This window comes from Streptomyces sp. NPDC048479 (assembly GCF_040651435.1).
Classification (GTDB): Bacteria; Actinomycetota; Actinomycetes; order Streptomycetales; family Streptomycetaceae; genus Streptomyces.
This window is the reverse complement of record NZ_JBEZKA010000023.1, coordinates 128,310-147,114: the sequence shown is the minus strand read 5'-3', so window position 1 is coordinate 147,114 and position 18,805 is coordinate 128,310. Positions and strand designations below refer to the sequence as shown.

The 18,805-nt window shown below is 70.1% G+C and carries 17 protein-coding genes; 8 read left to right on the top strand and 9 right to left on the bottom strand.

Annotated elements, in window-relative coordinates; genetic code table 11:
- Window positions 1–68: 68 nt before the first annotated feature.
- The 3 genes from AB0D12_RS30610 to AB0D12_RS30600 are packed head-to-tail and all read right to left on the bottom strand — an operon-like array spanning window position 69 to window position 3,114.
- Window positions 69–662: a TetR/AcrR family transcriptional regulator gene (locus AB0D12_RS30610; protein WP_327322492.1), complete on the bottom strand. Its 594-nt coding sequence runs from the start codon at window positions 660–662 to the stop codon at window positions 69–71.
- 38 nt (window positions 663–700) lie between these two features.
- Entirely contained in the window at window positions 701–2,353 is a 1,653-nt protein-coding gene (locus AB0D12_RS30605) for an AMP-binding protein (protein WP_362689795.1), read from the bottom strand.
- Window positions 2,350–3,114 carry an SDR family oxidoreductase gene (locus AB0D12_RS30600; protein WP_362689792.1) on the bottom strand — a complete coding sequence of 255 codons (765 nt, stop codon included), beginning with the start codon at window positions 3,112–3,114 and terminating at the stop codon, window positions 2,350–2,352. Before AB0D12_RS30600 ends, AB0D12_RS30605 begins: the two co-directional genes overlap by 4 nt.
- A 200-nt stretch (window positions 3,115–3,314) precedes the next feature.
- Here AB0D12_RS30600 and AB0D12_RS30595 point away from each other — a divergent pair, with 200 nt between their 5' ends.
- Together AB0D12_RS30595 and AB0D12_RS30590 are read left to right on the top strand one after the other, a co-directional pair.
- Window positions 3,315–4,598, top strand: coding sequence for a DUF1343 domain-containing protein (locus AB0D12_RS30595; RefSeq protein ID WP_362689789.1), 1,284 nt, complete (start codon window positions 3,315–3,317; stop codon window positions 4,596–4,598).
- 154 nt (window positions 4,599–4,752) lie between these two features.
- On the top strand, window positions 4,753–6,048 hold the full coding sequence (locus AB0D12_RS30590) for a serine-threonine protein kinase (protein WP_362689841.1): 1,296 nt from the start codon (window positions 4,753–4,755) through the stop codon (window positions 6,046–6,048).
- 186 nt (window positions 6,049–6,234) lie between these two features.
- Here AB0D12_RS30590 and AB0D12_RS30585 read toward each other — a convergent pair whose 3' ends face one another.
- Window positions 6,235–9,051, bottom strand: coding sequence for a penicillin acylase family protein (locus AB0D12_RS30585; protein WP_362689786.1), 2,817 nt, complete (start codon window positions 9,049–9,051; stop codon window positions 6,235–6,237).
- Window positions 9,052–9,256: 205 nt separating this feature from the next.
- Here AB0D12_RS30585 and AB0D12_RS30580 point away from each other — a divergent pair, with 205 nt between their 5' ends.
- Together AB0D12_RS30580 and AB0D12_RS30575 are read left to right on the top strand one after the other, a co-directional pair.
- Complete coding sequence (locus AB0D12_RS30580; protein ID WP_362689783.1) at window positions 9,257–9,868, top strand: hypothetical protein; 612 nt, start codon at window positions 9,257–9,259, stop codon at window positions 9,866–9,868.
- A 397-nt stretch (window positions 9,869–10,265) separates the two neighbouring features.
- Window positions 10,266–11,372, top strand: coding sequence for an RNA ligase (ATP) (locus tag AB0D12_RS30575; RefSeq protein WP_362689780.1), 1,107 nt, complete (start codon window positions 10,266–10,268; stop codon window positions 11,370–11,372).
- Between the two features lie 119 nt (window positions 11,373–11,491).
- Here the strand turns inward: AB0D12_RS30575 and soxR are convergent, their stop codons facing one another.
- Complete coding sequence (gene soxR, locus AB0D12_RS30570; RefSeq protein ID WP_362689777.1) at window positions 11,492–11,971, bottom strand: redox-sensitive transcriptional activator SoxR; 480 nt, start codon at window positions 11,969–11,971, stop codon at window positions 11,492–11,494.
- 122 nt (window positions 11,972–12,093) lie between these two features.
- Here soxR and AB0D12_RS30565 point away from each other — a divergent pair, with 122 nt between their 5' ends.
- On the top strand, window positions 12,094–12,555 hold the full coding sequence (locus tag AB0D12_RS30565) for a MaoC family dehydratase (RefSeq protein ID WP_362689774.1): 462 nt from the start codon (window positions 12,094–12,096) through the stop codon (window positions 12,553–12,555).
- Window positions 12,556–12,579: 24 nt separating this feature from the next.
- On the opposite strand, the gene AB0D12_RS30560 is transcribed toward AB0D12_RS30565, so the two are convergent.
- From AB0D12_RS30560 to AB0D12_RS30550, 3 genes are all read right to left on the bottom strand, one after another.
- Window positions 12,580–13,203, bottom strand: coding sequence for a TetR/AcrR family transcriptional regulator (locus AB0D12_RS30560; protein WP_362689771.1), 624 nt, complete (start codon window positions 13,201–13,203; stop codon window positions 12,580–12,582).
- 70 nt (window positions 13,204–13,273) lie between these two features.
- Entirely contained in the window at window positions 13,274–13,561 is a 288-nt protein-coding gene (locus tag AB0D12_RS30555; RefSeq protein ID WP_362689768.1) for a YiaA/YiaB family inner membrane protein, read from the bottom strand.
- 113 nt (window positions 13,562–13,674) lie between these two features.
- Window positions 13,675–14,826, bottom strand: a complete 1,152-nt coding sequence (locus AB0D12_RS30550; RefSeq protein ID WP_362689765.1) for an acyl-CoA dehydrogenase family protein — start codon at window positions 14,824–14,826, stop codon at window positions 13,675–13,677.
- 65 nt (window positions 14,827–14,891) lie between these two features.
- Between AB0D12_RS30550 and AB0D12_RS30545 the strand changes: the two genes are divergently transcribed.
- From AB0D12_RS30545 to AB0D12_RS30535, 3 genes are all read left to right on the top strand, one after another.
- Entirely contained in the window at window positions 14,892–15,536 is a 645-nt protein-coding gene (locus tag AB0D12_RS30545; RefSeq protein WP_362689762.1) for a TetR/AcrR family transcriptional regulator, read from the top strand.
- A gap of 96 nt (window positions 15,537–15,632) precedes the next feature.
- Window positions 15,633–16,328, top strand: coding sequence for a helix-turn-helix domain-containing protein (locus AB0D12_RS30540; RefSeq protein ID WP_362689759.1), 696 nt, complete (start codon window positions 15,633–15,635; stop codon window positions 16,326–16,328).
- 32 nt (window positions 16,329–16,360) lie between these two features.
- The gene (locus tag AB0D12_RS30535; protein WP_362689756.1) at window positions 16,361–17,335 is read left to right on the top strand and encodes a DMT family transporter; all 975 of its coding nucleotides are present in this window, start codon (window positions 16,361–16,363) and stop codon (window positions 17,333–17,335) included.
- Here AB0D12_RS30535 and AB0D12_RS30530 read toward each other — a convergent pair.
- On the bottom strand, window positions 17,298–18,623 hold the full coding sequence (locus AB0D12_RS30530) for an MFS transporter (protein ID WP_362689753.1): 1,326 nt from the start codon (window positions 18,621–18,623) through the stop codon (window positions 17,298–17,300). The genes AB0D12_RS30535 and AB0D12_RS30530 overlap by 38 nt on opposite strands.
- Window positions 18,624–18,805: the final 182 nt, after the last annotated feature.

Genomic DNA, 18,805 nt, shown 5'->3' with positions numbered 1-18,805 from the left:
GGCGGGGCTCCAAAGGAGCCCCGCCGGCGATTGGGGCGCGGGGTCCGGGGCGGAGCCCCGGGTTTCGGCTACGGGCGCAGCGCGCGCAGCAGCATGTCCGCGAGGTGGTCGGCGACCTGCTGCGGAGTGAGCGGACCGTCCGGGCTGTACCAGGTGGACAGATGGTGGACCGAGCCGAAGTGGTAGTCCACCACCAGGTCGGCGGGGGTGGCCGAGGAGAACACCCCGCTCTGCTGACCCTCCTCGACCAGCGCGCGGAACCGCTCGTGGTAGCGGCGTCGCTCGGCGCGCACCTGCTTGTGCTTCTCCGGGCTCAGATGGTGCATGGACCGGAAGAAGATCGCCGCGTCGTCGAGGTTGTCGATCGTTGTCACGACCACATCGGCCGCGGCACCGCGCAGCCGCTGCTCCACCGGCTCGTCGGCGTCCGCGAAGGCGTCGAGCCGCTCCTGCTGGATCCGGAGCACCCGCGCATAGACCTCCTGGAGCAGGTCCTCCTTGGAGCCGAAGTAGTGGTAGAGCGCGCCCTTGGTGACGCCGGCCGCCTCGACGATCTCCTGCACGGAGGTGCGGTCGTACCCGCGTTCGGCGAAGAGCCGGGTGGCGGCAGCCAGCAGCCTCTGCGGGACAGGGGTGCCGTCCCTGTCCGTCGTCCTGGCCATTGCCGCCACCCGCCTCTCACTCGGTACCACTGAGTAACTTACCTGGGGAAACGCAGTTCCCGCCGGAGGATCTTCCCACTTGTCGTTTTCGGCAGCTCCGGCAGGATCTCAACCACGCGCGGGTACTTGTACGCGGCCAGCCGCTCCGCGCAGTAGGCGGAGAGCTCGGCCGTTTCCGCACTGGCCCCCGGGCGCAGGCTGATGTAAGCCTTGACCGTTTCCCCACGGTAGTCGTCGGGGACGCCGACCACGGCCGCCTCGCGCACCGCCGGGTGGGTGTAGAGGACGTCCTCGACCTCACGCGGCCAGACCTTGAAGCCGGAGGCGTTGATCATGTCCTTCTTGCGGTCGACGACATAGAGCCAGCCGTCCGCGTCCATGAAGCCGATGTCTCCGGTGCGCAGCTCACCGTCCGGGAACGTCTCGGCAGTGGCCTCCGGCAGCTTCCAGTAGCCGGGCACGACCTGGGGGCCGCTGACCGCGATCTCGCCCTGCTCGCCGAAGGGCACCTCCTCGCCCTTCTCGTCGATGATCCGCACGATCGTGTCCGGACCCGGCAGGCCGACGGAGAGGGTGCCGGAGGCCGGGTCGACCGGGGCCTCCTTCTCCGGCGGCACGGAGGCACAGGGTGCGGTGCACTCGGTGAGGCCGTAACCGTTGCGGATGTACGGGCCGAAGCCGGCGCGGAACTTCTCGATCAGCGCGGGCGGCACCGGGGCCCCGCCCGAGGAGATCACCCGGAAGGAGTCGAAGTGCTCGCGGGTGGCGGTGGGTTGCGCGGCGAGCGCCATGAAGGCCGTGGAGGGGCCGACGGTGTAGGCGGGGCGGTGCTCGGCGAAGGCGTCGAGGACGACGCCCGCCTCGAAGCGGTAGGCGAGAGCCAGGGTTCCGGCGTTGGCGATACAGGTGGCGAGCTCGCAGACCATGCCGGTGATGTGGAACAGGGGCGCGAGCGCGAAGTAACAGGCGCCCTCGGGCACGGGGTGACCGGTGCGCTGGCGCTCGGCGTTGTGGGTGATGCCCCCGTGGAGGTTCATGGCGCCCTTGGGGGTGCCACTGGTGCCCGATGTGTAGCTGATCAACGCCACGTCGGTGGCGGCGAGTTCACGGTCCACCGGGGCAGTGTGCCCGGCGCGGGCCACGCTCACCAGGTCGTCGGCGTCGCCCGCCTGCGGCAGCCGCTCGAAGCCGAGGACGCGGGGGTCGTTCCTGGTCTGCAGATCGAGTTCGCAGGCGGTGAGCGCGATACGTACGGACGAGGCGGCGGCGCTCTCGCGCAGATACGCCTCCCAGGCGCGGTCCGAGCAGATCAGCGCGGTGACCTCGGCGTCGCTCAGTACGTGCGACACCTCGGCCGACTTGTACATCGGGTTGAGCGGGACGACGGTGGCGCCGGCCTTCCATGCGCCCAGCAGCGCGATCACGAAGTGCGGGGTGTTCTGCAGCATGATCGCGACGCGGTCGCCGCGCTGGATGCCGCGCTCGGCGAGATGGCCCGCGACGGAGTCGGAGAGCGCGTCGGTCTCGCGGTAGCTGAGGCGCCCGTCGAAGTAGGCGAGGGCGGTGTGCTCGGGGGCCCGGTCGACGGCGGCACGGAAGGAGTGCACGACGGTCGTCGGCGGGGTGATGTCGGCGCGCTGGGCGTCAGTGAGCTGGGAGAGCCACGGCTTGGCGGCGTAGATCGAGGTCACTGCGCCGCACCTTCCCACTTCTGCTGGATGTGGTTCATACCGTTGAGCCAGCGTTCGGGCGTGGCGGCGCGGGCCTGGTAGTACTCGGCGACCTCGGGGTGCGGCAGGATCAGGAAGCGGTCGGCCTCCATGCCCTCGAAGAGCGCGTCGGCGACGTCCTCGGGCTCGATCGCGGTCGGCGCGAGGACGAGCTCGCCCGCCGACCCGGCCGCCGTCAGCATGTCCGTACGCACGCCCTGGGGGCAGATCGCATGGACCTTGATGCCGCGGTGGCGGTAGGTGAGCGAGAGCCACTCGGCGAAGGCGTACGCGCCGTGCTTCGTGACGCTGTACGGGGCCGCGCCGACCATGGTGAGCAGCCCGGCGGCGGAGACGGTGGAGACGAAGCGGCCGCTGCCGCGCTCCAGCCAGTCGGGCAGCAGGATGCGGGCCGCGCGGACATGTGCCATGAGATTGACGTCCCAGGCAGCCGCCCAGACCTCCTCGTCGGCGAAGGCGTCGCCGGGCGAGGCGAGGCCGGCGTTGGCGCAGTACACGTCCACGGTGCCGTCCAGCGCGTCGCGGGCCGCTTCCACGATCTCGGAGGCGTCGCCGGGTACCGCGGTCGCGCCGATCTCGTCGGCGATCGCCTTGGTCCTTGTGGCATCGAGGTCGTTGACCACGACGCGGGCGCCCTCCGCCGCGAACCGGCGGGCGAGTGCGGCGCCAATGCCGCCGCCCGCGCCTGTGACCACAACCCCAGCGCCCTGCACCGTACCCATCAAGCTCCGCCTCTCTGCGTGCCGACTAGGACAGCAGACTAACCAGTCGGTATGTAGCGAGGGAAGGGGTCGGGCACAAGGACGCAGCCGGAGGACGGGAAAGGCCGGATGCGCGAACCTGGAGCCGGGGTCGTTCCCCGCGGCCGGTGCGCGCGCTAGCGTGCGTGGCCATGACAGACGGCGGTCACGGAGGTAGCCCGATGAGCCTGTCCAGACGAGGCTTGCTGGCCGCGGGCGGCGCGATGGGCGCGCTGGCGGCGACATCCGGTTGCGCCGAGGCGCAGTCGGGAGCGACCGTCGAGCAGTCCGGTGCGTCGGTCGCGCGGTCCGGCCACGGCAGCCGGGTCCGTACCGGATTCGACCGGCTGGCCGCCGACGGTTACGCGCAGCTGTCCGGACAGCGGGTCGGGGTGGTCACCAACCCCACCGGGATCACCGAGGACGTACGCCACATCGTGGATGTCATGCACGCCGACGAACGGGTGAACATCGTCGCCGTCTTCGGTCCCGAGCACGGTTTCCGCGGTACGGCGCAGGCGGGCGGTTCCGAGGGCCGCTACGACGACCCGGCGACCGGGCTGCCCGTCTACGACACATTCGGCAAGAGCGGGCAGCCGCTCGCCGACATCTTCACCACGTCGGGCGCGGAGACACTCGTCTTCGACATCCAGGACGCCGGCGCCCGTTTCTACACATACATCTGGACGCTCTACGACTGCATGCAGGCGGCGGCGCTGGCGGGCAAGCGCTTCGTGGTACTCGACCGTCCGAATCCGGTGACGGGACGGGCCGCCCTCGGTCCCGTGCTCGACAAGGCCTTCGCGACCTTCGTGGGCCGCGAGCCGATCTCGCAGGCGCACGGCATGACCGTGACCGAGCTGGCGGGGCTGTTCAACGGTGAGTTCCTGACAAAGCCGGTGGAGCTGGAGACGGTACGGATGTCGGGCTGGCGGCGCTCGGACTTCTTCGACGGGACGGGCCTGCCGTGGGTGCCGCCGAGCCCCAATATGCCGACGTCGGACACCGCGCTCGTCTACTCGGGGACCTGTCTCTTCGAGGGCACGAATTTGTCGGAGGGGCGCGGGACGACACGGCCGTTCGAGCTGCTGGGCGCGGAGGGCATCGACCGCAAGTGGGCGGAGGCCGCGAACGCGCTCGGGCTGCCCGGCGTCCGCTTCCGCGAGGCGTACTTCGCTCCGACGTTCTCCAAGTTCCAGGGCAAGACGATCGGCGGGGTCCAACTCCACGTCCACGACCGGAAGTCGTACGACCCGGTCCGCACAGGGATCGCGCTGCTGGTGACGGCCAAGCGGACCTGGAGCGGTTTCGCCTGGCGCCCGGACAACTGGATCGACAAGCTGACGGGCTCGGCGAAGGTACGCACGATGATCGACGCGGGCGCCGGGACGGACGAGGTGGTCGGGGCGTGGCGGGGCGAGCTGGCCGCGTTCCGGGCGGTACGGAAGCGGTATCTGCGGTACTGACGGGGCCGGCCCCACCGTACGACCGGCTCCGACCGACCCTGACCGTCTTCGACCGACCGCGGCCGACATATGTAGCGGGTATGGCCGTCCCTCCCTTCCCGCAGGATGCTGTGTCATCAGGTGACAAAAACGGGGAGGGCCGGTCATGCCGGATATGAGTGTGGAGCCGTACCGGGAAATCACCTTCGACAAGGACGGCGATGTCGATGCCCGGCAGCGCGACCGGCTGGCGGAGCTGGATGTCACCGATCTGGTGATGTTCGCGCACGGCTGGAACAACTCGCCATCCATTGCCGCCCAGTTGTACTCGGCCTTCTTCGCGCCGTTTCCGGGGCTGCTGGCGACCTCTCCCGGTGTACGGCTCGGATACGCGGGTGTCGTGTGGCCGTCGATGAAGTTCACGGACGAGCCGGTCCCCGACTTCGGTCCGTCCGTCTTCGGCCCGCCGACGGAGCCCGGGCTGGACAAGGCGACGCGGGACGCCCTGGTCGAGCTGTTCCCCGGATACCGGGCGACGGTGGAACGGCTGGCCCGGCTCCTCGACGAGCAGCCCGAGTCGGAGGCCGCGTTCGCGGAGTTCGGCGTGCTGGCACGGCAGTTGGCCGAAGTGCCGGCCGGCGGTCTCGAGTCCGGCTTCACGGACGATCTGCCGCAGGCGGAGCAGGGGCCGCCTGCTGTGCTGTACGAGGACGCGCTCACGATGTGCCGGAAGTTCACCCTGGCGCTTGAGGAGACCGGCGCCGTGACGGAGAAACCCGCCGTTCAGTCCTTCTCGGTCGGTGGCGGACTGAAGAAGGCGTGGAAGGGCGCGAAGGAGCTGCTGCGGCAGACGACGTACTACGCGATGAAGCGGCGCGCCGGCACGGTCGGCGAGCTGGGCCTCGGCCCGCTGCTCGGGCAGCTGGCCCGGTCCTCCCCCGAGGTGCGCATCCATCTGGTCGGACACAGCCAGGGGGCACGGCTGGTCTCCTTCGCGCTGCGCGGACTGCCCGACGGCGTACAGAACGTGAAATCGCTGACGCTCCTTCAGGGCGCCTTCTCCCACTATGTGTTCGCGCCGAGCCTGCCGCACTCGACGCACAGCGGCGGGGCGCTGCGCAGTATGGAGCACCGGGTCGACGGTCCTGTGGTCGCCTGCTATTCACGTCACGACATCGCGCTCGGGGTGATCTATCCGCTGGCGTCGAGCCTGGCCGGGGACGACGCGAGCGCGGTCGGACTGGACAAGCGGTGGTGGGCGATGGGTCACGACGGCATACAGGCCGTCGGGCAGACCTCGCGGCTGACGCTGGAGCAGGCGCTGCGCGACGGGATTCCGGGCTCGGGCTGCGTCAGTGTGGACACGGCGTCGGTGGTGCGGCGCGGCGGGCCGCCGGCGGGTGCGCACAGCGACATCTGCCATGAGGAGCTGGCGCGGGTGGTGGTTGCCGCCGGCCGCATCGGGCGCTGAGTCTCCTCAACGCCCGTGCGGCACACCGCAGTTGCCTCGCCCGGTTCGGCACCGGCCGACCGCCGTCCGTGAGCGTCACGATGAGTGCTCACCGATGAACGGTCACCCATGCGTGGTCACCGATGCGTGGTCACCGATGCGTGGTCACCGATGCGAGGTCACCGGTGCGTGGTCACCGATGCGAGGTCACCGGTGTGACGGGAACTCCACGACCTGCTGATACGTCGGCCGGTTCTGCCAGTTGACCGCCGGGTGGGTGATGCCGCCCAGCGCACGGTGGATGATCGAGTCCGTGCACCACTGGTTGCCCGCACCGCAGCTGCCGTCGCCGGGGTAGACCTCGGTCGCGGGCTTGGCCGTGGCCTGCTTCAGCGTGGCGAGGAGTGCGTCACGGCAGGCGGCGAGGTCACCGTTGCCGCAGTACGTCTTCGCCAGCGGGCCCTGGACCGGCTCGCCCAGTACCTGACGCAGATCCTTGTCGGCGAAGGCCCACCAGCCGTTCTGGAAGGCGGATCCGCTGTGCCCGCCGGTCGCACCGTGGCTGGCCGCCGGAGACTCGTCGATCGCGAGGTTCCCGGCCAGAGCCTGGTAGAGACCGTCGCCGAGCCCCGGTTTGAACTCGGCCTCGATCAGCAGCGGCCACCAGGCGTCCATGATGCGCACCGCGTCGGCATGGGTGTAGCTGTGCGAGCCGGGCGCGGTCTCCCTGCGCTGCGAGCCTGCCGCCCGCCAGAACTCCAACTTCTGGACAGCCGCGTCCAGTTGGGGGTCGGTCACGGGCTGCGAGCGCAACACCTTCAACAGCTCGGGCAGCAGCTGCTCGCCGCGCAGATCGGCGACGGCCGCGTCCGCCATCGCCCGGGTGAGCGCGGCGCGGGTCACTCCGCCGTCCGCGACGAGTTTCGCCACCCGGTCGTCGAGCAGATCGCCGCGGTGCACGGCGCCGAAGCCGAAGGCCGCGGTGGCGTATCCCTTGGCCTGCCGGTTGTTCCAGGAGATGTAGTAGTCCTGGCCGATGGACTTGGGGTGCTGGGCGAAGGGCGTGTACGAGGCGGTGTTGACCGCCGGGTCGAAGCCCTGCCACTCGTACGGCTGCTCCGCCTTGACCGGCAGCGCCGGGTCGACGTCGGCCGCCCGCACCGGGTTCATACCGCTGTTGAAATAGGCGGCGGCGCGCGAGTCGGCGTAGAACCAGTTGAAGGCGTAGCCGATGTTGTGGGCGGCCTGCTGGAAGGACTTGGCGTCCGTCACGTACGACGGGTCGTTGAGCATCTGGAAGCCGATGATCGAGTCGGCCTCGTGGCGGTAGGTGCTGCGCAGCGAGGTGTAGGCGACGGGCCTGCCGCCCACCGTGGCGCGGTGGGTGACCATGCCGTACTTGGTGCGCCAGACCTGCATACGGTAGGAGCCGGCGGCGGTGGAGTCGGCCACCGTCGGCTTCCACGCGTTGCGGCGCTCCAGTTTCTCCATGGGGGTGCAGGCGCCTCGGTAGAGGTAGTGGTCGGCATCCTTGCCCGGGGTGCCGCCGCCCGGTACGCACAGCTCGATCGCATAGGTGTCGGTGATGTCCTGGGCGGCGGAGGTGGCGGACCAGGCGTAGTCCTGGCCGCGGCCCATCTGGACGTACATGCCGACGCCGGCGAAGGAGACCCCGCGAGCGGAGATGCCGGGGCCCTGGAGCTCCTGGAGCATCATCAACTGTGGCGCGAAATAGCCGGTTTGCGGGCCGAAGACGGCAATCGGGTTGCCGCTCGCGGTGTTCCTCCCGGAGACGACGAGCGCATTGGACATCCCGCGCCCACCGCCGATCGAGCCGGGCGCGATGACTCCGTCGTCGTACATGCCCTGTGCGGACCTGAGGCTCTTCGGGACCGGCAGCGGGGACTTGGCATCGGTGCCCGCGGCGCCGGTTCTGTCATGGACGAGCTGCTCGGGGACGACGGATCCGGTGTCGGGCAGTGCGGTGCCGCGCGGGTTCGCGGGCTTGTTGGCGTACGGGAAACTGGTGCCGTCGTGGACGGTGAGCACGGCCTCGGGGTCCTCGCGCTGCCGGAAGGACTCCCAGACCCTGGTGCCTTCCACCAGGCCGTACTTCTGCTGGGCGGCGAGCAGGGAGAGAGCGGCCTGCACCTCGCCGCCGCCTCCGCCGCCGAACTGGCCGCCGACCACCGAGGCGATGGAGATCAGGTCGGTGAGCTTGAAGGGCTGGATCTCACCGACGTTGGTGATCGAGTCGATATGGCCGGTCAGGACGTACTCGCCGGGGAAGTACCGTCCGTTCTTGGACTGCACCCGGTAGGCGTTGATGCCGTCGACGTACGCCTGGGCGTCAGCCATGGCCTGCTCGCCACGGGCGCCCTCGGTGGCGCGGATCCGCTCGATCTGCGCCTCGTAGTCGGCCTCGGTGTACGGGGCGGAGGGCCAGAACTGCTGCTCCAGGCCCTGGTTGGCGAGCGCACCGCCGGCGAACGGGGTGAGTTCGCCGCGGCCGATGTGCCGGAAGAGGTCCATCATCCACAGCCGGTCCTGGCCTGCGGCGAATCCGGCGCCGAACTCGGTGCCGTAGCGGGTGGTGCCCTTGATGTGCGGGACGCCGGTCTTCTTGTCGCGGGTGATCGTGACGTCGGGGCGGGGGGTGCTGACGGACTCGGCCTGGCCTGCGGGGACACCGAAGGAGGAGTCGTTGAAGAAGTCGGTGAGCTTGGCGTCGGTGAGCCCGCCGTAACCGCCCACCAGGGAGTCGTAGCGGCCGAGTTGGTCGGAGCTGTGGGCGGGGCGGGTGCCGAAGACGCGGTGGGCGAGGATATCGGCGAGGGTGGCGTTGCCGTTCTCGCCGGGCGGCAGGATGTCGGCGCACTGGCTCTGGCAGCGGTCGCCGTCGGCGGATGCGGTGGGGGCCGCGGCTTCGGCCGCGGCCTGTGGCAACGGGGCCGGCAGCCCCGCGGCGAGCGCGAACACCGCGGCAATGGTGGCAGTTCTGAGTCTTCCGGTGCGTCGTCGCATGGATGCTCCTCAGGGAGGCCGATGCGCCGGAGGTTACCGACGGTATGACTCGCGAGTAAGGTGAACATGCGTCACTTTTCCGAATCACCACAAGGCGAGGCGCTGTCCCGCTGATGGCCGCTATCGAATTTTCGATGGAGCCGGATCGGGTACTCGTACGTCCACTCTTTGACGCCGATGTACCAGCGACGGAGGTGGCAGTGCGATGGCCGGTTTCCGGAGTCTCGCGAGACAGGTGCGCGACCCACGGTGTGATCTGGCGCTTCGGCGCTATTCACTGCGCAAATGCCTGGAGCGATTTGCCCCTTATGGGCACCGGGCAACCTGGGATCATCTGTGCGGGAAGCACAGAATCGAGCCCGAGGACAGGGCTCCCGATCCGGCGCGGCTGGTGGCCGCGCTCGAGGAGTTGGAGGAGGCGCGGGCCGTCTGGCTCGCGTACGAGGAGAGTTTCGCCGACCGTCGGAAGCGCGAGAAGCACGACGGGCTGCGGCGGCCAGGATTCATCGACGACTGGCACCGCCGGACCTGGGGCGGGAACGGGGTCGCGCGCTGCGGCATCCCGGCCGCCCATCCGGCGGCACCGCTCGGTGAGGTGCTGCGCCGGCTGATATCCGCGCTGGAGACCGATCCCGGTGCGGCCTGTCCGGTGTGCGAGGGAACGTACATCATTTGGCGACAGGACCTTGCCCATGAACCGTGGTTCGGGCCGGTCTGCACGGGCTGCGGCATCGTCGTGCCGCAGCCCGTTCTGACGTCCGAGGCCGTGGCGGCGGCCAAGAGGGCCGGGCGCAGGGAACTGACGTCGGTGGCATGAGGAACGCGGGGGCGCCACGGCGGCGTTGCGCCCCCGCGTTGCCGACCCGGGGACGGTGGCGTTGTCAGTGGCGACTGGCACCATCGAGGGCATGATCCAGGCCTGTCTGAACGGGCCCCGTTCGGCCGGTGTCGGCGTCGCCGCGCCGCTGCCCCCCGGGCGAGGGCCAAGTCCGCGGCCGAGGCTGTCGCGGCCGGCGCCGCCACTGTGCGTGTGCACCCCAAAGCGCCGTGCCGCGGACGAGGCTGGAGCATCCCCTCTTCCCGCCGGACGGCCGACGTGCCGCGTCCGGTGCCCAACTGGTGTGCGCCGCCCCGGATGTCGCCGATATTCGGTGGCCCCCCACCCACGACAGCCCTCAGAGTGGTGACCGCAATCCGTAACCGAGGAGGCGCCGATGTCGACGCTGCGAGTCACCGCAGAACTGCTCACCGTCCACGAGCACCCGAACGCCGATGCGCTCGAGCTGGCCCAGGTGGGTCTTTACCGCGCGGTCGTCGCCAAGGGCGCGTTCCGCAGTGGCGACGCCGCCGTGTACATCCCGGAACAGGCCGTGCTGCCCGCGGAGTTGATCGAGGAGCTGGGACTGACCGGACGTCTTGCCGGCAGGGCGTCCGACCGGGTCAAGGCGGTTCGGCTGCGCGGCGAGCTGTCGCAGGGCATCGTGTGCCGGCCGCAGGCGCTCGCGGACCTCGATCTGGCGCAGGCGGCCGCCGACGGCACGGACTTCGCGGAACGGCTCTCGATCACCAAGTGGTCGCCGCCCGTCCCGCCCACGATGGACGGGGAGGTGGAGCGGGCGCCGGAGCTGCTGCCGTGGGTCGACATCGAGAACATCCAGCGCTACCCGGAGATATTCGAGCCGGGCGAGCCTGTGGTGCTGACCGAGAAGCTGCACGGCTCGGCCTGCCTCCTGACGTACAGCGTGGCGGACGGCGAGCGAAGTGGGACGGAAGTCCCGCCGGCCGAAGGCGGGAGGGTCCAGGTGTCGTCGAAGGGCTTCGGCTCCAAGGGCCTGGCGCTCAAAGAGGATCCGCGGAATCTGTACTGGCGCGCGGTGCTCGGCCATGACGCCCCCGCGGTCGCGGCGCGCCTCGCCGAGAAGCTGGGGGCGAGCCGGATCGGCCTCTTCGGTGAGGTGTACGGCGCCGGGGTGCAGGACCTCGCCTACGGTGCCAACGCACGCTCGGAGGCGCTGGGTTACGCCGTCTTCGACGTATCGGCGGAGATCGACGGCCAGGTCCGCTGGCTGGACCCGGCCGAGCTGCTGGAGGGTGAACTGCCGCTCGTGCCACGGCTGTACGAGGGCCCGTACGACATCGAGAAGGTGCTGGAGCTGGCGAGCGGGCGGGAGACCGTGTCCGGGCGCGAGCTGCATCTGCGCGAGGGGGTCGTGATCCGTCCGGCCACCGAGCGCTACAGCCCGGTGGTGGGCGGCCGGGCGATCGCCAAGGCGGTCAGCCCCGCGTATCTGACGCGCAAGGGTGGCACGGAGTACGAGTAGGGCGGCCCTGCGCGGCCGAGGGGATGAGGCGGGCCCGTCACGGGGGTGCGGGCCCACCGCCCCTCGGCCGTGTCCTCAATCGCCGGACGGGCTTGATTTTCAAGCCCGTCCGGCGATTGTCAGCAGCAGTCCTTCGCGGGCCGGCGGCGCTCCGGCAGCAGCCGCGAGCCGGTCATCCGCTCACCGGAGATGTCGTCCGGGTTGGACAGCACACAGGTCTCCAGCGAGAGACAGCCGCAGCCGATGCAGTCGGTGAGATGGTCACGGAGCCGGCCGAGCTGCTTGATGCGCTCGTCGAGTTCGGTCCGCCAGGCCGCGGACAGCCGCGCCCAGTCCTCACGGTCGGGCGTGCGCTCCTCGGGCAGCTCGGCGAGCGCGTCCCGGATGGTGGCAAGCGGAATACCGACGCGCTGCGCGGCGCGCACGAATGCGACGCGGCGCAGGGCGTCCCGGCCGTAGCGGCGCTGGTTGCCGGTGGTCCTGCGGCTGCTGATCAGGCCCTTGGACTCGTAGAAGTGCAGGGCGGACACGGCCGCGCCACTGCGCGCGGACAGCTGGCCGACCGTGAGCTCGTGGATCTTCTCGGGAATCTGTGGCACTCCTCGAACCCTACTGGTCGAGTGTTCACGGTCGTCCGTTGACAGGAGAGCGTCTTCGCAACCATGCTGAGCAAGCGCTTAGACAGAAGCTTGTGAACGCTTGAGAGGCAGGGACCAGGGACATGGCCGAGCCGAGGATCTTCACCTCCGCCGATGAGCTGCGCGCCGGAGTCGGCGAGCAGCTGGGGCACAGCGAATGGCTGGACATCGAGCAGAAGCGGATCGATCTCTTCGCCGACGCCACCGGGGACCACCAGTGGATCCATGTGGACCCGGTGCTGGCCGCGAGCGGCCCCTTCGGCACGACGATCGCGCACGGCTATCTCACACTGTCGCTGCTGCCGACCTTCGTACCTCAGATCCTGCGGGTCGAGGGCATGAAGATGGGCATCAACTACGGGGCCAACAAGGTCCGCTTCCCCTCCCCCGTGCCGGTGGGCTCGCGGCTGCGAGCGTCGGCGGTCCTGCAGAACGTCGAGGAGGCGGGCGGCGGTGTGCAGGTGACCGCCCTCGTCACGGTGGAGCGCGAGGGCGGCGACAAGCCGGTGTGCGTGGCCGAGTCGGTGTCCCGCTACTACTTCTGAGCATCGGCCGAGGCCGCTGCTGAACTACTTCTGAGCGGCGACCATACGCAGGACGAGGTCGGCGTAGAGCGCGCCGACCTCGTCGGGCGTCCTGCTCCCCCGCACGTTGAACCAGCGCGCCACATCGATGCAGAGCGACAGCACGGCGACCGTGGTGCCGGGCACGTCGGGGACGTCGAACTCCCCCGTCTCCACGCCGTCGTGCAGAATGCCCCGCACGACGGCGTCGCTGCGGCGCCGCAGCTCCACGATCTCGGTGCGGTGGTCGTCGGAGAGCGCGTCGATTTCGTACTGCACCACGTGCGCGGTGTCGTGCCGCCCGGCGTGCCAGCGCACGAAGGAGCGCACCGCGTCGGCGAGCCGCTCGGACGGTGTGCCGTCGCCGGCGGCCGCCGCCGAAAGGATCTCCAGCGCCTTGTCGTGCCCGATCCGGCTGATCCGGTGGAGCAGCTCTTCCTTGGTCTTGTAGTGGATGTAGAGCGCGGCCGGGCTCATCCCGGCGCGGCCGGCGATGTCCCGGGTCGTCGTCGCGTGGTAGCCGCGTTCGGCGAAGGCCTCGACGGCGGCGACGAGCAGCTTCCTGGCCGCCTCGGGCGTAACCTCGCCCCACGGCATGTCCTCGTCGGCCGTGTCCTGCGCCGTACTCATCCACTCGCCCCTTCCGTTCACCAGAACGAACACCATACCCCGCCGGTGAGCAAGCGCTTAGGACTTCTGGTCAGAGCTTCTGGAAGGGGTCGTGCTCGGCGAGCATCTTCTCCAGCCGTGCCTGGTCGACGCGGCTGACGATCTGCCCGGCCTCCTGACGGTCCCTGATCACCTTGGCCAGGGTGAACGCCGAGGTCGTGAGGTAGAGGACGGCGATAGCGAGGAAGCCGCGCACCCAGACGTCCGCGTCGAGACAGAGGATGCCGAGGCCGACGGCCGCCAGGGCGACGGCGAAGGAGGCGACGGCCTGCCCGTAGAAAGCCGCTGTGTTCTGCTGCTTGACCGGTGTTTCACTCATGCCGGTCAGCATCGGCCGGTGTGGCCGGTGCGACATCCGCTCCCGTACTCACCCGCGTACTCAGAAGCCCGGAAACCACAAGCCCACAACGCAGAAGCCCGGAAACCGCCGGCTCAGAACGCAGAGACTCCGGTGAGCGCGCGACCGATGATCAGCTTCTGGATCTGACTGGTGCCTTCGTAGAGGGTCATCACCCGGGCGTCGCGCAGCAGTTTGCCGACCGGGTACTCGTCGATGTACCCGTAGCCGCCGAAGACCTGCAGAGCGTTGTTGGCGCATCGCACGGCGGCCTCGGAGGCGAAGAGCTTGGCCTGGGACGCGGCGGTGGCGAACTCCTCGCCGCGGTCGACGAGATCGGCGACCCGCCAGGTCAGCAACCGGGCCGCGTCCACGTCCACCGAGATGTCGCTGATCAGCTCCTGGACCAGCTGGTACGAGGCGATGGACTTGCCGAACTGCTCGCGCTCGCCCGCATAGCCGACGGCCGCGTCGAGAGCGGCCTGCGCGATGCCCACGCAGCCCGCCGCGACCGACATCCGCCCCTTGGCGAGCGCGGACATGGCGATGGAGAAGCCCTTGCCCTCGGGGCCGAGCAGGGTGGCGGCGGGGACACGGACGTCCTCGAGAACCAGCTCGGCGGTGGCCTGGCCGCGCAGGCCGAGCTTTCCGTGGATGGTGCGACGGCTCAGCCCGGGGGTGTCGGCCGGCACCAGAAAGGCGGAGACGCCCTTGTGGCCGGGCGTGTCGTTGGTACGGGCGAAGAGGAGCACCACATCGGCCCAGGTGCCGTTGGTGATGAACATCTTGGAGCCGTTGATGACGTAGTCGTCGCCGTCGCGCACGGCCCTGGTGGTCAGGTTTCCCGCGTCGGAGCCGGTGCCCGGCTCGGTGAGCCCGAAGCAGCCGATCGACTCGCCGGCGGTGAGCCGGGGCAGCCACTCGCGCTTCTGCGACTCGTCACCCCAGGCGGCGATCGTCTTGGTGACCAGGCCGAGGGATACGGAGACGATGCCGCGCACCGAGGAATCGCCTCGCCCGAGCTCCTCCGTGACCAGGCAGTAGGCCAGGTGGTCACCGCCGGAGCCGCCGTACTGCTCGTCGATGGTGAGCCCGAGGAAGCCCAGCGCGCCCAGCTTCTTCACGATCGACTTGTCGACGTTCTCGGCGCGGTCCCATACGACGACATGCGGGGTGATCTCACGGTCGACGAAGTCCTTGGCCAGCTGCCGGACGGCTGCCTGCTCCTCGCTGAGCTCCAGGTCCATATGCGACCACCCCACTTTTAACTAACACTGCTAGTTTCCTGTTGGCAGGCCCTACTATGTGCCGCATGGCCCGACCGCGCAAGCCCCTCCTCAGCAGAGAACGCATCGTCGAAACGGCGAGCGCACTCGTGGACGCGGAGGGTCTGGACGCCGTCTCCACCCGACGGCTCGCCGCCGAGCTCGGCGTCAGCGGGCCCTCCCTGTACAACCACTTCCGCAATAAGGACGAGATCCTCGAAGCGGTCGCCGACGCGGTCAGCGCCCAGGTCGATCTGTCGATGTTCGAGGAGGACGACGGCCGCGACTGGCGCACCGCGCTCCACGACTGGGCCGTCTCCTACCGCGCCGCCCTGACCGCCCACCCCAACACGGTCCCTGTCCTCGCCCGCGGCCCCGGCCGCCGTCCGGCCGGCCTGCGGGTGGCCGACGCCGTCTTCGGCGCGATGGTCCGCGCCGGCTGGCCGCCGGCCCAGGCGACCCATATCGGCGCCCTGATGCGGTACTTCATCACCGGCTCGGCGCTCGGCTCCTTCGCCCGCGGATTCGTCGACGACGAGACGGCGTACGACCCGGCCGACTATCCGCATCTCGGCCAGGCCCATCTGCTCGCCGACCGGCAGCAGAAGGTGGACGAAGGCGCATTCGAGACAGGGTTGCGGGCGCTCATCGACGGCCTCGCTGTCCAGTACGCGGCCCTGGTGCGCGCATAGCGGGCGGCGCGCCCGCCCCCATCCAGGCGCCCCCCGTACCGGATGCACCGGGACAGTTCGGCCGCTACCGAAGGAGGAATGGCCGATTCTGGAGTCATGCAATCCAGAGACCTGGCCGCACTCGCCGCGCTGCTCGCCGATGAGACCCGCGCCTCCTTCTGTCTTGTACTGCTCGACGGGCGGGCCTGGACCGCCGGCGAGCTCGCACGGCAAGCGGGAGTCGCGGCGTCGACCGCCAGTGAGCATCTCGGCAAGCTCGTCACGGGCGGGCTGCTCGCCGAGGAGCGGCAGGGCCGGCACCGGTATGTGCGCCTTGCCGACGAACGCGTCGCGCATCTCGTCGAGGAGCTCGCCTCGTATGCCGCGCCGGCAGCCGATCCGGCGCCGCGGTCACTGCGGGTGGCGAGTGCGCGCAGCGCCATGGCGCGCGGGCGGACCTGCTACGACCATCTCGCCGGGCGGCTCGGAATCGCGATCACGCAGGCCATGACCGTACGCGGGCTGCTGCGCCAGGACACCGGGTTCGCGCTGACCGATCAAGGGACGGCCTGGTTCGGGGAGTTGGGCATCGAGCTGAAGCGGAAGGGGCGACGTCCGCTCGTACGCGGATGTCTGGACTGGACCGAGCGCAAACCGCATCTCGCGGGGATCGCCGGGGCGGAGCTGTGCCGGCATGCGCTGGATACGGGCTGGTGTGTACGGATCGGGTCCGAGCGTGCGGTGAAGGTGACCGCGGACGGCGAGCGGGCGCTGGGCGAACTGCTCGGCATCGAGCCGGGGATATTGCGGTGAGCGCCGAAGGGTCGGGGACGTACGGTCGCCCCATGACGAACCCCGCGCACCCTGCCCCCCGCCCGCAGTGGCCCGCGCTGGCCGCGGCCGGCGTCACCGTCCTGCTGTGGGCCTCGGCCTTTGTGTCGATCCGCAGTGCAGGCGGGGCGTACTCTCCCGGCGCACTCGCCCTCGGACGGCTGCTCGCCGGGTCCCTCGTACTCGGCATCTTTCTGCTGATACGGCGCGAGGGGCTGCCGCCGCGCGCCGCCTGGCCCGGGATCGCCGTCTCGGGGCTGCTCTGGTTCGGCGTCTACATGGTGGTGCTCAACTGGGGTGAGCAGGAGGTCGACGCGGGCACGGCCGCGATGGTGGTGAACATCGGGCCGATCCTCATCGCGCTGCTCGGCGCGCGGCTGCTGGGCGAGGCGCTGCCGCCGCGGCTGCTGGCCGGGATGGCGGTGTCGTTCGCGGGAGCGGTGACCGTGGGGCTCTCGATGTCGGGCGAGGGCAGCGCCTCGACGCTGGGTGTGCTGCTGTGTCTGCTGGCGGCGGTGGGGTACGCGGCCGGGGTGGTCGGGCAGAAGCCGGCGCTGGCCCGTGCGAGCGCACTGCAGGTGACGACGTTCGGCTGTCTGGTCGGGGCGGTGGCCTGTCTGCCGTTCGTCGGGCAGCTGGTCGACGAGGCGAGCCGGGCGCCCCTGTCGGCGACGCTCAACATGGTCTACCTCGGCGTGTTCCCGACCGCGCTGGCGTTCACGACGTGGGCCTACGCCCTGGCACGTACGACGGCGGGACGGATGGGCGCGACGACGTACGCCGTCCCCGCACTGGTCGTCCTGATGTCCTGGCTGGCGCTGGACGAGGTGCCGGCCGGGCTGACGCTGGCAGGAGGCGCGCTGTGCCTGGCCGGTGTGGCGGTCTCCCGCTCCCGCAGCCGGGCGCAGAAGCCGACGGCGGGAGGGGGAGAGGACGGGAAGGAGGGTCGGCTCAATCCCGGGCGGCGGCCCGTGAAGCCAGGATCTTGATCGAGACGAGGGCGATCACCGCGAGGCCGATGATGTAGCCGGCGACGGCCATCGAGGTGCCGGTCGCCTCCAGCAGCAGGACCATCATGAACGGGGCCAGGCCGCCGCCGAAGACCGCGGCGATCTGGTAGCCGAGCGAGGCTCCGGTGTAGCGCATCTCGGCGGTGAAGAGTTCGGCGAACAGCGCCGCCTGCGGCCCGTACATGATGCTGAGGAAACAGCTGGTGACAAAGGTGCCGACGCCCAGCCAGAGCAGCGACTTGGTGTCGATCAGCAGGAACATCGGGATCGCCCAGACCAGCAGGCCGACCGCGCCCGCGGCGTAGATGCGCAGCCGTCCGATGCGGTCGGAGAGGGCTGCCGCCGCGGGGATCAGCGCAAGCTGGGTGAGGCTGACGCAGAGCGAGACGGTGAGCACGGCGCTGCGCTTCATCTCGAGTTCGCGGGTCGCGTAGTCGAGCACGCCGGTGATGATGATGTAGAAGGTCGCGGTGTTGACCGCGAAGGAACCGCCGGCCAGGAAGACCGTGCCGAGGTGCGTGCGCAGGATCGTACGGAGCGGTGAGCGGGACTCGCTCTTCTCCTGTGCGGCCAGGGCCTGTTCGGCCTCGCGGAATTCGGGCGTCTCCTCGACCCGGGTGTGGATGAACCAGGCGAGGGCGAGGACGAGGAAGCCGACGAAGAACGGGACCCGCCATCCCCAGGCGGCGAAGGTCGAGTCGCTGGTGACGGCACCGGCGACCAGGAAGACCGTGTTGGCGGTCACCACTCCGATGGGGACGCCGAGTTGGACCAGGCTGCCGTACAGCCCGCGCTTGCCCTCGGGGGCGTACTCGGTGGCCATCAGCATCGCGCCGCCCCACTGGGCACCTACCGCGATGCCCTGGACCACGCGGAGCAGCACGAGCAGCACAGGCGCTGCGATGCCGATCGTCTCGTACGTCGGGAGGAGGCCGATTCCGGTGGTGGCGACGCCCATCAGGGTCAGTGCGAGGACGAGCATCGGCTTGCGGCCGTGCTTGTCGCCGAGCTGGCCCGCGATGATCCCGCCGACGGGCCGGGCGAGGAAGCCGACCGCGAAGGTGGCGAAGGCGGCGAGCACGCCGGTCGAGGAGCTGCCGGAGGGGAAGTAGAGGTCGCCGAGTACGAGAGCCGCGGCGATACCGAAGACGAAGTAGTCGTACCACTCGACGGCGGAGGCGAGGGCGGCGGCGGTGGCCACCCTGCGTCGGTTCGGGTCGGCGGGAGCTGGCGTCGTGGCGCCGGTGAGCTGTGCGGCCGTGTCCATGCTGTGCACACTCCGATGGGTGCGGGGACGAGGAGTGCGGGGAACGTACCGACCGGGTGGTATGGAGGTCAACGGTTCGCGCACCAGGAGTTTTTACTTGATCATGACCCATGAGCGAGGAGTGAAAGGGCAGCACTGACACCCCGGCCGCGCACGGGCGGCCGGGGTGCTGCGGGATCGGG

Excerpts from the sequence above, each read along its gene's own strand:
- AB0D12_RS30555 (WP_362689768.1), bottom strand. The coding sequence starts at position 13,561 with ATGAGTGAAACACCGGTCAAGCAGCAGAACACAGCGGCTTTCTACGGG.
- AB0D12_RS30535 (WP_362689756.1), top strand. The coding sequence starts at position 16,361 with ATGACGAACCCCGCGCACCCTGCCCCCCGCCCGCAGTGGCCCGCGCTG.
- AB0D12_RS30600 (WP_362689792.1), bottom strand. The coding sequence starts at position 3,114 with ATGGGTACGGTGCAGGGCGCTGGGGTTGTGGTCACAGGCGCGGGCGGC.
- AB0D12_RS30565 (WP_362689774.1), top strand. The coding sequence starts at position 12,094 with ATGGCCGAGCCGAGGATCTTCACCTCCGCCGATGAGCTGCGCGCCGGA.
- AB0D12_RS30590 (WP_362689841.1), top strand. The coding sequence starts at position 4,753 with ATGAGTGTGGAGCCGTACCGGGAAATCACCTTCGACAAGGACGGCGAT.
- AB0D12_RS30595 (WP_362689789.1), top strand. The coding sequence starts at position 3,315 with ATGAGCCTGTCCAGACGAGGCTTGCTGGCCGCGGGCGGCGCGATGGGC.
- AB0D12_RS30550 (WP_362689765.1), bottom strand. The coding sequence starts at position 14,826 with ATGGACCTGGAGCTCAGCGAGGAGCAGGCAGCCGTCCGGCAGCTGGCC.
- AB0D12_RS30540 (WP_362689759.1), top strand. The coding sequence starts at position 15,633 with ATGCAATCCAGAGACCTGGCCGCACTCGCCGCGCTGCTCGCCGATGAG.
- AB0D12_RS30580 (WP_362689783.1), top strand. The coding sequence starts at position 9,257 with ATGGCCGGTTTCCGGAGTCTCGCGAGACAGGTGCGCGACCCACGGTGT.
- AB0D12_RS30560 (WP_362689771.1), bottom strand. The coding sequence starts at position 13,203 with ATGAGTACGGCGCAGGACACGGCCGACGAGGACATGCCGTGGGGCGAG.
- AB0D12_RS30585 (WP_362689786.1), bottom strand. The coding sequence starts at position 9,051 with ATGCGACGACGCACCGGAAGACTCAGAACTGCCACCATTGCCGCGGTG.
- AB0D12_RS30530 (WP_362689753.1), bottom strand. The coding sequence starts at position 18,623 with ATGGACACGGCCGCACAGCTCACCGGCGCCACGACGCCAGCTCCCGCC.
- AB0D12_RS30545 (WP_362689762.1), top strand. The coding sequence starts at position 14,892 with ATGGCCCGACCGCGCAAGCCCCTCCTCAGCAGAGAACGCATCGTCGAA.
- AB0D12_RS30610 (WP_327322492.1), bottom strand. The coding sequence starts at position 662 with ATGGCCAGGACGACGGACAGGGACGGCACCCCTGTCCCGCAGAGGCTG.
- AB0D12_RS30575 (WP_362689780.1), top strand. The coding sequence starts at position 10,266 with ATGTCGACGCTGCGAGTCACCGCAGAACTGCTCACCGTCCACGAGCAC.